Origin of the sequence: Paraburkholderia sp. (assembly GCF_036488505.1) — a bacterium.
Taxonomy (GTDB): Bacteria; Pseudomonadota; Gammaproteobacteria; order Burkholderiales; family Burkholderiaceae; genus Paraburkholderia.
In genome coordinates this window covers 1-12,425 of sequence record NZ_DASXHN010000101.1, presented here as the reverse complement: position 1 = coordinate 12,425, position 12,425 = coordinate 1, and the positions used below count along the sequence as shown (strand labels likewise).

The 12,425-nt window shown below is 64.6% G+C and carries 10 protein-coding genes; 2 read left to right on the top strand and 8 right to left on the bottom strand.

Annotated features, from left to right (window positions below):
* Nucleotide 1 precedes the first annotated feature (1 nt).
* On the bottom strand, nt 2-3,235 hold the full coding sequence (locus tag VGH68_RS05685) for an efflux RND transporter permease subunit (protein ID WP_331602546.1): 3,234 nt from the start codon (nt 3,233-3,235) through the stop codon (nt 2-4).
* Nucleotides 3,236-3,253: 18 nt separating this feature from the next.
* Complete coding sequence (locus VGH68_RS05680; RefSeq protein ID WP_331602545.1) at nt 3,254-4,483, bottom strand: efflux RND transporter periplasmic adaptor subunit; 1,230 nt, start codon at nt 4,481-4,483, stop codon at nt 3,254-3,256.
* A gap of 427 nt (nt 4,484-4,910) precedes the next feature.
* Here VGH68_RS05680 and VGH68_RS05675 point away from each other — a divergent pair, with 427 nt between their 5' ends.
* Entirely contained in the window at nt 4,911-5,555 is a 645-nt protein-coding gene (locus VGH68_RS05675) for a TetR family transcriptional regulator (protein WP_331602544.1), read from the top strand.
* A 222-nt stretch (nt 5,556-5,777) separates the two neighbouring features.
* Here the strand turns inward: VGH68_RS05675 and VGH68_RS05670 are convergent, their stop codons facing one another.
* A complete protein-coding gene (locus tag VGH68_RS05670; protein WP_331602543.1) occupies nt 5,778-6,410 on the bottom strand; it encodes a cysteine hydrolase family protein in 633 nt (210 codons plus the stop codon).
* Between the two features lie 166 nt (nt 6,411-6,576).
* On the opposite strand from VGH68_RS05670, the gene VGH68_RS05665 reads away from it, so the two are divergent.
* A complete protein-coding gene (locus VGH68_RS05665) occupies nt 6,577-7,572 on the top strand; it encodes a helix-turn-helix domain-containing protein (RefSeq protein WP_331602541.1) in 996 nt (331 codons plus the stop codon).
* A gap of 227 nt (nt 7,573-7,799) precedes the next feature.
* Here the strand turns inward: VGH68_RS05665 and VGH68_RS05660 are convergent, their stop codons facing one another.
* From VGH68_RS05660 to VGH68_RS05640, 5 genes are all read right to left on the bottom strand, one after another.
* Complete coding sequence (locus VGH68_RS05660; protein WP_331602540.1) at nt 7,800-8,549, bottom strand: CoxG family protein; 750 nt, start codon at nt 8,547-8,549, stop codon at nt 7,800-7,802.
* A 35-nt stretch (nt 8,550-8,584) separates the two neighbouring features.
* Nucleotides 8,585-8,965: a DUF427 domain-containing protein gene (locus VGH68_RS05655; RefSeq protein ID WP_331602539.1), complete on the bottom strand. Its 381-nt coding sequence runs from the start codon at nt 8,963-8,965 to the stop codon at nt 8,585-8,587.
* Between the two features lie 197 nt (nt 8,966-9,162).
* Nucleotides 9,163-9,657 carry a carboxypeptidase regulatory-like domain-containing protein gene (locus VGH68_RS05650; protein ID WP_331602538.1) on the bottom strand — a complete coding sequence of 165 codons (495 nt, stop codon included), beginning with the start codon at nt 9,655-9,657 and terminating at the stop codon, nt 9,163-9,165.
* Between the two features lie 264 nt (nt 9,658-9,921).
* Entirely contained in the window at nt 9,922-11,445 is a 1,524-nt protein-coding gene (locus VGH68_RS05645) for a DegQ family serine endoprotease (RefSeq protein WP_331602537.1), read from the bottom strand.
* 168 nt (nt 11,446-11,613) lie between these two features.
* Nucleotides 11,614-12,425 (bottom strand): ATP-binding protein (locus VGH68_RS05640; RefSeq protein ID WP_331602536.1); only part of this gene is annotated, 812 nt, incomplete at its 5' end.

Below are 12,425 nucleotides of genomic sequence, written 5' to 3'. Positions count from 1 at the left end.
CTCAATGTCCATCCTTGCCCGAGTCCCTGCCATCCGACCCGCTGGCCGACCCATCAGCCGCGCCGCCACCTTGCGGATCGTGCGGATGGTGCTGTTCGTAGTGCGCGAGCGCTTCGTCCGGGTCTTCCTTCTCGCCGCCGAACTTCGCGCGGATCACGACGAAGAACATCGGGATCATGAAGATCGCGAGGAAGGTCGCGGTCAACATCCCGCCGATCACGCCGGTACCGATCGCGTGCTGGCTTGCCGAACCCGCGCCGTTACTGATCGCGAGCGGCAGCACGCCGAGAATGAACGCGAGCGAAGTCATCAGGATCGGACGCAACCGCAGACGCGCCGCCTCCAGCGCGGCCTCGATCGGCCCCATCCCCTGACCTTGCTGCAGTTCGCGCGCGAACTCCACGATCAGAATCGCGTTCTTCGCCGACAGACCGACGGTGGTCAACAGACCCACCTGGAAAAACACGTCGTTCTCGAGACCGCGCAGCGTGGCGGCCAGCAGCGCACCGATCACGCCGAGCGGCACCACCATGATCACCGAGAACGGGATCGACCAGCTTTCGTACAGTGCCGCCAGACACAGGAACACGACGAGGATCGAGATGCCGTACAGGATCGGCGCCTGCGAGCCGGACTGGCGCTCCTGCAGCGACAGACCGGTCCACTCGTAGCCAACACCCGCCGGCAGCTTCGTGACCAGCGCTTCCATCGCCGACATTGCCTGACCGGTCGACTTGCCCGGTGCGGCCGCGCCCTGGATTTCCACCGACGAAATACCGTTGTAGCGCTCCAGCTTCGGCGAACCGAACGTCCACTGCGTGCTCGCGAAGGCCGAGAACGGCACCATCGAGCCCGCGTTGTTGCGCACGTACCAGGCGTTCACGTCTTCCGGCTTCATGCGGAACGGCGCATCGGCCTGCAGGTACACCTTCTTGATCCGGCCGTCGGTATCGAGGAAGTTGTTCACGTACTGCGACGCCCATGCGATCGAGAACGTCTGGTCGATCGTGGAGAGCGACACGCCGAGCGCGGCGGCCTTCTCGTGGTCGATGCTCACCTTGAACTGCGGCGTATCGTTCAGGCCGTTCGGACGCACTTGCGCGAGCGTCGGGTCCTTCGCCGCGAGACCCAGCAGCATGTTGCGCGCTTCCATCAGCTTTTCATGGCCGACACCCGCGCGATCCTCCAACTGGAAGTCGAAACCCGCGGCCGTACCGAGTTCAGGAATCGACGGCGGATTGACCGGGAACACCGTCGCGTTCTTGTAACTGCTGAAGTGCATGTACAGACGGCCCACCAGCGCCTGCACCTTCTGATCGGCATGCTGACGCTGCGCGTAGTCCTTCATCCGCACGAACACGAGACCCGCGTTCTGACCACGGCCAGCGAAGCTGAAGCCGTTCACGGTGAAGGTCGACTCGACGATCGCCTTCTGGTCGTTCAGCAGATAGTCGGACACGTCCTTCAGCGCGCGCGCGGTGGTTTCCTGCGTGGAACCCGACGGCGTTTGCACGAGCACGAACATCGTGCCCTGGTCTTCGTCCGGCAGGAATGACTTCGGCAGTCGGACGAACAGCAGACCCACCGCGAAAATCACCACCATGTAGATGATGAGCCAGCGGCCCGAGCGCTTGATCACGTGGTGCACGCCGGAGTGATACTTGTCGCGGCTCGTGTTGAACGTACGGTTGAACCAGCCGAAGAAGCCAGTGGCTTTCTCGTGATGCCCCTGCGGAATCGGCTTGAGGATCGTCGCGCACAGCGCCGGCGTCAGAATCAACGCGACGAGCACGGACAGCACCATCGCCGCGACGATCGTCAGCGAGAACTGCCGGTAGATCGCGCCGACCGAGCCGCCCGAGAACGCCACCGGCACGAACACCGCCGACAGCACGAGCGCCACGCCGACCAGCGCGCCGGTAATCTGGTCCATCGCCTTGCGGGTTGCGTCGCGAGGAGACAAGCCCTCCTCCTGCATTACCCGCTCGACGTTTTCCACCACCACGATCGCATCGTCGACCAGCAGACCGATTGCGAGCACGAGGCCGAACATCGATAGCACGTTGATCGAGAAACCGACGATGCTCATGATCACGAACGTGCCGAGCAGCACCACCGGCACCGCGATCGTCGGGATCAGCGTGGCGCGCAGGTTCTGCAGGAACAGGTACATGACCAGGAACACCAGCACGATACCTTCGAGCAGCGTCTTGACCACTTCCTCGATCGACAGGCGCACGAACGGCGTGGTGTCGTACGGATACTGGACCACGAGACCGTGCGGGAAGTACTTCGACAGTTCCGCGACCTTCGCGCGCACCGCCTTCGCGGTGGAGAGTGCATTCGCGCCGGTGGCGAGCTGGATACCGAAGCCCGCGGTCGGCTGACCGTTGTACTTGGTGTCGAAGTTGTAGTTTTCGCCGCCGAGCTCGATGCGCGACACGTCGCGCAGACGCACCTGCGAGCCGTCCTGGTTGACCTTCAGCAGGATGTTGCCGAACTGCTCAGGCGTGTTGAGCAACGTCGCCTGGGTGATCGTGGCCTGCAGCACCTGGCCCGGCACCGACGGCGTGCCGCCGAGCGAGCCGCCCGCGACCTGCACATTCTGCGCCTGCAGCGCGGTTTGCACATCCACCGGCGTCAGCCCGAAGTTGTTCAGCTTGTTCGCGTCGAGCCAGATCCGCATCGCGTACTGCGAGCCGAACAGCGTCACCGTACCCACGCCGTCGATACGGCTGACCGGATCCTGGATGTTCGACGCGACGTAGTTCGCGAGGTCGTACTTGTTCATGCTGCCGTCGGTCGACACGAACGCCATCACCAGCAGGAAGCTGCTGCTCGACTTCGTGACCTTGGTCCCGAGCTGCTGCACCGCTTGCGGCAGCAGCGGCGTGGCCAGTTGCAGCTTGTTCTGCACCTGCACCTGCGCGATGTCGGGGTTGGTGCCGGCCGCGAACGTCAGCGTGATGGTGGCCGTACCCGAGTCGTCCGACGTGGACGCGAGATACAGCAGATGGTCGAGACCACTCATCTGCTGCTCGATCACCTGCGTGACGGTGTTTTCCACCGTCTTCGCCGAGGCGCCCGGGTACGTTGCGCTGATCTGCACGGCCGGCGGCGCGATGGTCGGGTATTGGGCGATCGGCAGTGTGAATACCGACGCGATACCCGCGAGCATCAGGATGATGGCAATCACCCATGCAAAAATCGGGCGATCAATAAAGAACTTTGCCATGAGGCGGGCTCCCTGTTATTACGCGCCCGATGCGGCGGAGGCGGGTTGGGCCGTCTGCGCGCCGCTGGCGGCCGGCGCGGCTTGCGCGGCCGCGTCGGAAGCAGGTGTACCGGGAAGCTGCGCTGGCACAGGCTTGACCTGCTGGCCGGGGCGCGCCTTGTCGGTGCCCTGGACGATCACGCGTTCGCCTGGCTTCAGGCCGCTGGAGACCACCCAGTACGAGCCGTACGTGCCCGCGGTGACGAGCTGACGCAGCTCGACCTTGTTGTCGTTATCGACGACCAGGGCGGTAGGTTGTCCCTTCTGGTCGTGCGTGACGCCGATTTGCGGCACGATGATCGCATTCTGGTTGACGCCCTCGTCGATCTTCGCGCGCACGAACATGCCAGGCAGCAGCACGTGGTTGGGGTTTTTGAAGATTGCACGGACCGTGACCGAGCCGGTGCCCTGGTCGACCGTTACGTCGGTGAACTGCAGCTTGCCCTTTTCGGCGTAGACACGGCCGTCTTCGAGCACCAGCGACACCTGCGCAGCGCCCGGACCGGTCGTCTTCAGACGACCTTCCTGGATTTCGCGCCGCAGCTTCAGGCCCTCGAGGCTCGATTGCGTGAGATCGACATAGACCGGATCGAGCTGCTGGACCGTCGACATCAGCGTGGCCGCGCTCTGCTGCACGAATGCGCCCGGCGTAACCTGCGATACGCCGATCTGGCCGGTCACGGGCGACGTGACGTCGGTATAGCCGAGGTTGATCTGCGCGGTGTCGACCGCCGCCTTACCGGCGGCGACGTCGGCGGCGGCCTGGCCTTGCGCGGCGACCGCGTTGTCGTAGTCCTGTTTGCTGACCGCGTTGGCCGCGACCAGCACCTTGTAGCGATTGGCCTGCGCGGTGGTCGACGCGAGATTCGCCTGGGCCTTTGCGAGCGATGCCTTTGCGTTGTTCAATGCAGCGATGTAAGGAGCTGGATCGATTTTGTACAGACGCTGGCCGGCCTTGACCTCGCTACCCTCGGTGAACTCGCGGCGCAGCACGATGCCGTCGACCCGGGCGCGCACCTGCGCGACAAGGAAGGCACTGGTGCGGCCGGGGAGTTCGGTGATGACGGGCACGGTCGTCGGCTGCAGGGTGACGACGCCAACTTCAGGCGCCTGGGGCGGCGGGGCAGATTGTTTTTGTCCGCATGCCGCCAGCAAGATGGCAGCCGTCGCGGCACTGATTAAGCGGAATGGAACCCGTTCGACGCGCATGGGGCGACCTCTGTCAAAGACTGAGAATGAAAAAGTGCGCGCATCCCTACCCCGGAGACGGCAGCGCACACAGGCGTCTTGCGACGCTCAACCGGAAGCCCATAGATGCGATCTGCGCCTGCACGAGCACCGCGCTGCGAATGTGCCATACCGGGAAATGCCGCACGGCACCGCCATTCGGCGGGCACAAGGGGCGTTGTGAAAGGCAACAGTGACGGATATTAACCGGTCGTCACGGCTTGGGCTATCCGATCGTGGGATGCTATTATAGATACATTCACGAATGGATGTAAAAGTGCGTTTGCTTCTGTTGCGAGCGGGGAACTCGCAAGTTCATTTGCAATTCGTTCTGAAAGTAGTCAGATTGTCATCGGGCCGACTTAAATGCGGCCCGGGCTCCCCACGATCGAGGGCAGTTCATACGTATATGGTCAGAAGAACCAAAGAAGAGGCATTGGAGACGCGCAATAGAATTCTCGACGCGGCCGAACAGGTTTTTTTCGAGAAAGGGGTATCACGCACCTCGCTGGCCGATATCGCGCAAGCCGCGGGCGTTACGCGCGGCGCAATCTACTGGCACTTCGCGCACAAGAGCGACCTGTTCACGGAAATGTTCGACCGCGTATTGCTGCCGCTCGACGAACTTAAGGCCGCGTCCCTCGATCCGAACCAGGCCGATCCGCTCGGACGTCTCATCGAAGTCTGCACCGTCTGTCTGCGCGACACCGCGAATGACCCGCGCCGCCGCCGCGTCTTTGACATCCTGTTTCTGAAATGCGAGGTGGTCGAGGAGATGGGTCCGATGATGGAGCGTTACCAGACGAATATGCGCGAGGGGCTCGCCAAAATCGAAGGAGGTCTGCGCAATGCGATCTCCAAGGGACAAATGCCCGAGGATCTCGACACCAAGCTGGCGGCGGCCACGTTGCATGCGTTTGTCGGCGGAGCGCTGCGCGACATGCTGTTTTTGCCCGATGCGACCGATTTCGGCGCGCACGCGCAGCAGATGGTCGAGGGCATCTTCGACGCGCTGCGGTTGAGTCCAGCGTTAAGGCAGACAGCGGCGTCGTAGCGGGCGTGCTTGGTGGATCGCAAAAAAAGCGGGTGGTTCAAATTGAACCGCCCGTTTCCGTTTGCGGGCCGTTCGCACGGATCGTTTCGAAGGTCGAAAAGAGCCGCCGTGAACCGCTGACGAATCCGGCCAATGGGCCACTCACCGCTCATCGCCTGCGCCGGAAAAATCGTTGCTGTGACCGCGCCCGCTCATCAACCGCAGGCTCCCCGCGAGCTGCTGTCACGCAACGACCCGCCGCGCCCGCGCCGCCTGATTCGACGCGTAGATGTTGCCACGCTCGAGCGGAGCGCCGCCCGTTAGCGCCGCAATCCATGCGTCCGTGCTCGCGACCGCGGCGAAGCGCGATTGCAGCACGACGCTGAACACCCGATGGATCTCCTCCGCGCTCGCGAAGCCGGCGCTATTTTCGTACGGCACCGAGCCGGTCGCATCGTGCAGGAATTCGACCGCAAACCCCGCATGCACCGCGTGATTGATCGTCGACGCATCGCAGTTATGCGTCATGTAGCCGGTGATGGTCAGCGTATCGACCTGCCGCGCCGCAAGCCAGTCGGCCAGATCCGTGCCGGCAAAAGCGCTCGGCAACGACTTCTCGACGAAGTGCTCATGGGCGCGCGAACTCACGACCGAATGCAGTTCGGCGCCATCGCTGCCGCGCGCGAACAGCGGCGAAGTCGCCGGCGCGACGTTCTGCACGACCACGACCGGCACGTCCCCGGCGCGCGCCGCATCGATCGCGCGGCCGATGTTGGCGAGCGACGTCTGCACGTCCGGGAATTCGATCGGCAGATTGCCGGTCACGTATTCGTTTTGCACGTCGATGACGATCAGCGCACGGCGCGGGGTGGTCATGGCAAAGCTCCTTGTCAGAAAAAGCGATCGATGCCGCGTGCGAGGCGCCTGACGACGCAGCGGCGATGACCGCATTGTTGCGCTACCGTCGGACAGGCGATAGCGGCCCGCATGACATGATCCGCTAGAATCGGGCCATCCTTGCGCATCCCTCGAGGCAATGGTCATGGCCACCTCCGCATTTTCCGGCGACAGGCGCGACGCCGCACCCCGCCATGTCGTCGCCGTGGTCGCGTTCGACCGTATCAGTCCGTTCCATCTGTCGGTGCCCTGCGCGGTGTTCGGCGAAGACCGCCGCGGCGGCGGCGTGCCCGACTTCGACTTTCGCGTCTGCGCCGCGGAGACGGGCGCGCTCGCGACGACCGCGGGCTTCTCGATCGCGGTCACGCACGGGCTCGAAGCGCTTGCCGACGCGCACACGATCATCGTGCCGAGCTGGCGCGATCCGGACGAAGCGCCGCCCGCCGCGCTGATCGGCGCGTTGCGTGCCGCGCATGAACGCGGCGCGCTGCTGGTGGGGTTGTGCCTCGGCGCATTCGTGCTGGCCGCCGCCGGCATCCTCGACGGTCGGCCGGCATCGACCCACTGGGCTTGGGCTGACGACTTCGCGCGCCGCTACCCGCGCGTGCGGCTCGATCCCGGCGTGCTCTACGTCGACGACGGCGATGTACTCACCTCGGCGGGCACCGCCGCCGGCCTCGACTGCTGCCTGCACGTGCTGCGCAAGATCAGCGGCGTGCAGGCGGCCAACTACGTCGCGCGCCGACTCGTGGTGTCGCCGCACCGGCAAGGCGGGCAGGCGCAATACGTCGAGCAGCCGATGCCGCCGAGCCCGCACGGCGACCGCCTGTCCGGCCTGCTCGACTGGGTGAGCGGCAATCTGGCCGTGCCGCATACGCTCGACACGCTCGCCGCGCGCGCATTGATGAGCCGCCGGACTTTCACGCGACGCTTTCGGCTCGTCACCGGCACGACGGTCGGTGCGTGGCTACTCGCGCAGCGGCTCGGCCGCGCGCAGCAGTTGCTCGAAAGCACGGACGACTCGATCGAAACGATCGCGGTAAGCGCGGGCTTTGGCTCGGCGGCATCTCTGCGACAGCATTTCGGGGAGGCGTTCAGCACGTCGCCATCCGCGTGGCGGCGGGGCTTTCGCGGTGACTAGCGGGTGGACCGGCCTATCGGGAGACGTCCGGAAGATCGAAACGAGAAGGCGCGGGAAGCAGCAAAAAATCGGCAGCGGACCTGACAGGCGATCGGACTAAAACGCGCGGTCCCAGCGCCTGGCGAACACGGAACAATCACCGCAGTTTCGTAGTGGGCCACCGGTATTTCGTAGTGGTGCGGACAGGACAACCGCGCATTCCATCAGCGAATGCGCCGCACGCGGCCTCAATGCTCGCCGATCCAGCGTACGACGTACAGCAGCAGCGCGACCAGAAAAATCATCCCTGCCCATGCCCAATACGGCACGACGTGCCGACCGGGATCCTGCTGCGACACGCCATGCGACCAACTATGGGATGCGCTCGCCGCCCGTCCCGTCAACGCACTGCCGCGGTCGACGCGAGTGCGCCGCGCAATCCCACCCAGCGTGATCGGCCGTAAAAAGACATGCTGCCGGCGCGGCGTCGAGCCTCGCGCGCGGTTCGGCCCCTTGCCGTGCTTCGCCCGCACGACTGCAGCGAATTCCGTAAAAAAATCGTCGGCGAGCTGATGCAGCTCGTTTTCCAGCTGACGTGTCGGCAATTCGGCGAGCGGTCCGGACGACGTCGCCCAGATCGTGTAATCGATGCGCGTGCCGCGGTCCCTGCCGGTACTGTAGGCGCCCTCGTCCGCACGCAAACGCACTTCGATTTGTCCTCGCAGTGCACCGATGCCCTGGGCGCATGCCTTGAAGTTGACGGTGCGGCGCTGCGCGTCGGCGGGGCCCGAATCCTGGCCCGCCACATGGGCACGCGCTTCGTAACGCGCGCGCAACGGGCCGAGCGGCACCGTCATGGTCACCGCGTATTCGCCGTGGGCAAGACGCGTGAACGACTCGCAGTTGTCGAGGCTGGCACGCAACAGCGCGAGATCCTGCAACGCGTCCCACACATCGGACGGCGCAAGCGGAATCCGTAACGCGTCGTTCAGTTCCATGACAACCTCTCTCGAGAAACCCGCCGATAGCCAGATCAGGAGGTCTGGTCGATGCGGTCGACGCGCGATGTATAAAACGCGAGATAGCCCTTTATCTGGCCGACCTGTTCGAACGGTTCTTCATAGCTCCACACCGCGTTCTCGATCAGGCCGTCTTCCGTGCGCAGATGGAAGTACGACGCGTCGCCCTTGAACGGGCAGTGCGACGTATGTGTGGAACGCTCGAGGCGCGCCATGTTCACGTGCTCGCGAGGGAAATAGAACACGTCCGGCAAGCCGGTTTCGGAGAGCGTTAGCGCGGCCTGGGTATCGGCCATCGTCACGCCGCCGTGTATCACGCGCACCCGATGACCGTTGTGGTGGACTACGATGGTATGACCACCAGTCCTTCCCTCAGATGTTGACGCATCGCTCATATCCAGGCTCCCTGATTGTGGGGCGTTGTGGCGCAGACTGTGGCCGCATGAACGACGAAGCCACGGGGCGCGCCCGTGGCTTCATTATCGGCGAAACTCCGGCCGGCTGCGCGCGCTTCCTGCATCGCGTGGGGACGACGCCGCGTCTGAGTCCGCGGCAGATCCTGGTGGCGCGCAGCGCGGCGCGGATCGCGTGCTTACTTCATGTTCCAGATGAACGCCGACTTGACGTGGCCTCGCGCCGGCACTGTCACCGCGCGGGTCTGCTCGTTGTCGTTGTACTTCGCATGCACCGCGTAGCGGCCGGGGTGCAGCCGGACCAGCATGTACGGTCCGCGCGATGTCGTGCTCAACACCTCGCTGTTATGCGCATCGACGATGCTGACATGGACATCGGCAAGAAACTCGCCCTTGGGGCCAGTGAAGCGCAGCGTGAGCGGCCACTGGCTTTGCGCCGCCTGTAGAGCCCGGGATTCGTCGAGGCCGACGCCGCCCGAGACGTACGACACCTCGCCCTGCTGCTGGATTTGCGGCAGACCGCCGCCGTTGGCGTTGCCCGCACTGGTGTTGTCGGCGGTCGATCCGCCGCTCACGCCTGCCTGCTGCGCGTACGCACCGCCCGCCAGTCCGAGCGTGAGCGCGGCGCTAAGCGCGGCGGCTACGATCCTGTGCTGATTGCGTTGGGTTTTCATCGGTTCGCTCCTTGTTAAGGTCCTTGCCCGGTAGCCCTCGGTGGGCCCGAATCAAGAAAGATGCAACCTGCGTGCCAACCGTCCGGTTGCGTCGACGGAAAGAACGTTGCCGTCAGCGCACAGAGTGCGCGGTGCGCTTCCAGCTCATTTGCCGCGCCCGCGTGACTACGTTGGCGCAGGCGAAAAAAAACCGGTCCTTGCAGTAAATGCAAAGACCGGCAATCGCTACGACAGCGCTGCGGGATCGGGCCGCCCGGCTGTCTGTCAGCCCAGATCGACCGGCACGAAGATCTGAGCGTTGTCACGCTGGATCAGCAGCGCGATGCTATTGCCCGCACCCGAAATCATCTGCTTCAACTGATCGACGTTCGTCACCGGACGGCCGTTGACGGCGAGAATCACGTCGCCCGGCTGGATGCCGGCGCTCGCCGCCGCGCCGCCCGCCTGCTGCACGAGCAGACCGTGCGACACCGACGCGCTGCTCTTCTCTTCCGGCGTGAGCGGACGCACGGCCACGCCGAGACGTCCTTGCAACTCTGTCTGCTGCTCAGCCTTGCCCGCCGACGCAAGCTTCGCGTCCGAGAACGAGCCAATTGTCACCTTAACGTCCTTGCTGGCCTTGTCGCGCCACACCTTCAGCGTGGCCGAGCTTCCCGGCGCGAGACCGGCAATCTTGGCCGGCAGATCAGACGAGTCGCTAACCTCGTCGCCGTTCACCGACAGGATCACGTCGCCCGGCTGCAAGCCAGCCTTGGCTGCCGGCCCCCCCGCGTCGACCGAGCTCACCAGCGCGCCTTGCGGCTTCTGCATCCCGAACGAGTCGGCAAGCGTCTGGTTCAGGCCCTGCACGGCGACACCGAGACGGCCGCGGCTCACGTGGCCCGTCTTGACGAGATCGTCCTTAACCTTGATCGCCTCATTGATAGGAATCGCAAACGACAGCCCCTGGAAGCCACCGGTCTGCGAGTAGATCATCGAGTTGATGCCGATCACTTCGCCTTGCAGGTTAAAGAGCGGGCCGCCCGAGTTGCCCGGATTCACCGGCACGTCGGTCTGGATGAATGGCGTGTAGTTTTCATTCGGCAGCGAGCGCGACTTCGCGCTGATGATGCCGGACGTCACAGTGTTGTCGAAGCCATACGGCGAACCGATCGCGACCACCCACTGCCCAACTTTGCTCTGACGCGGATCACCGATCTTCACGGTCGGCAGGTTGCTCGCGTCGATCTTGAGCACGGCAACGTCGGACTGCTTGTCGGCGCCCACGACCTTCGCCTTGAACTCGCGCTTGTCGGTGAGCTTGACGGTGACCACGTTCGCGCCATCGACGACGTGCGCGTTGGTCAGGATGTAGCCGTCGTTGCTGATGATGAAGCCGGAGCCAAGGCTCGCGCTCGGCTGATCGGGCGCTTCACCGCCGTCGCCGCCACCGCCTTGCATGCCCGGCACGCCGCCGAAGAAGTGCTTGTAGAACTGGAAGAATGGATCGTTCGGATCGATCGGCAACTGGTTGCCGTTGAGGTTACCGCCATTTCCGCGCAAAGCGGTCTGCTTGACCACGTGCTTCGCGCTGATGTTGACGACGGCCGGGCCGTACGTTTCGACGAGGCCGGAAAAATCGGGGATGCCGGTCTTGGCGGCAGCTTCGGCTGGCATCATCGCTGCCGCTTGCGCGGGCGATATGACCTGCGGTGCGGGCACGTCGCGATGGCCCGCCACATAGCCGGCGGAAAGCGCAACGGCGACAGCTACTGCAACAGCGCTGCGGGACAAGGTTTTCGCGTTCATCATGAGCTCCTGACTGGAGAAAGTAACTTTGGATGTCGAAGAGCGTACGTGGCATCGCTTAAAAGGATCTTAAGCAGCGCCAGATCGCGGACACCTTGCCGGCCGGGCCTCTCCAGCCGTTACGGCGGACATTAAGGCGGTCTTTTCCAACGCGATGAAACGCCGTTTTTAGAAGCGTACGGTGACTTGCAGGCCGCCCGCCGGCGATTCGTCGAGCGACACTTCCGCATGATGTTGCGAGGCGATCCGGCGCACGATTGCGAGACCGAGCCCGCTGCCCGCCACGTCGGTGCGCGCCCGATTCGCGCTCGCGCCCGCCCGGTAGAAGCGGTCGAACACGCGCTCGCGCTCGGCCGGGTCAATGCCCGGCCCGGTATCCGCGATCCGCGCGACCGGGCGCCCGTTTTCGATGCGCAGGCTCACGTCGACGCGTCCACCGTGCGGCGTGTACTTGGTCGCGTTGTCGACGAGGTTGTTGAACATCACGCGCAACGCTTCGGCGTCGCCGGTCACGGTGGCAGGGTCGCTCGCGTCGATGCCGAGATCGACGCCGCGATTCATCGCGAGCGGCGCGTAGGTGGCGACGCACTCCTGCAGCAGTTCGCGCAGATCGAGCGCGCCGCTCACCGCACCACCGTCCGGCTCGGCGCGAGCGAGCGCGAGCAGTTGCTCGGCAAGACGCGTCGCGCGCGTAACGCCCGCCTGCAGATCGGCGAGCGCTTCGCTGCGCGCGCTGTCGTCTTGCGCCCGTGCGACGAGTTGCGCCTGAATCTGCACCGCAGCGAGCGGGGTGCGCAATTCGTGCGCGGCATCGGCGACAAAGGCCTTCTGGATATCGAGTGCCGTGGCGAGCCGCTCGAGCAGTCCATTCAACGCGCGTACGAGCGGCCGCACTTCGAGCGGCAAGCGCTTGTCCGGCAGCGGATCGAGGGCCTCAGGATGACGCGTGTCGAGCGCGCTGGTCACGCGCCGCAACGGCC

Bases quoted from the DNA above. Each gene is read 5' to 3' on its own strand.
- VGH68_RS05685 (WP_331602546.1), bottom strand. From the start codon at position 3,235: ATGGCAAAGTTCTTTATTGATCGCCCGATTTTTGCATGGGTGATTGCC.
- VGH68_RS05680 (WP_331602545.1), bottom strand. From the start codon at position 4,483: ATGCGCGTCGAACGGGTTCCATTCCGCTTAATCAGTGCCGCGACGGCT.
- VGH68_RS05675 (WP_331602544.1), top strand. From the start codon at position 4,911: ATGGTCAGAAGAACCAAAGAAGAGGCATTGGAGACGCGCAATAGAATT.
- VGH68_RS05670 (WP_331602543.1), bottom strand. From the start codon at position 6,410: ATGACCACCCCGCGCCGTGCGCTGATCGTCATCGACGTGCAAAACGAA.
- VGH68_RS05665 (WP_331602541.1), top strand. From the start codon at position 6,577: ATGGCCACCTCCGCATTTTCCGGCGACAGGCGCGACGCCGCACCCCGC.
- VGH68_RS05660 (WP_331602540.1), bottom strand. From the start codon at position 8,549: ATGGAACTGAACGACGCGTTACGGATTCCGCTTGCGCCGTCCGATGTG.
- VGH68_RS05655 (WP_331602539.1), bottom strand. From the start codon at position 8,965: ATGAGCGATGCGTCAACATCTGAGGGAAGGACTGGTGGTCATACCATC.
- VGH68_RS05650 (WP_331602538.1), bottom strand. From the start codon at position 9,657: ATGAAAACCCAACGCAATCAGCACAGGATCGTAGCCGCCGCGCTTAGC.
- VGH68_RS05645 (WP_331602537.1), bottom strand. From the start codon at position 11,445: ATGAACGCGAAAACCTTGTCCCGCAGCGCTGTTGCAGTAGCTGTCGCC.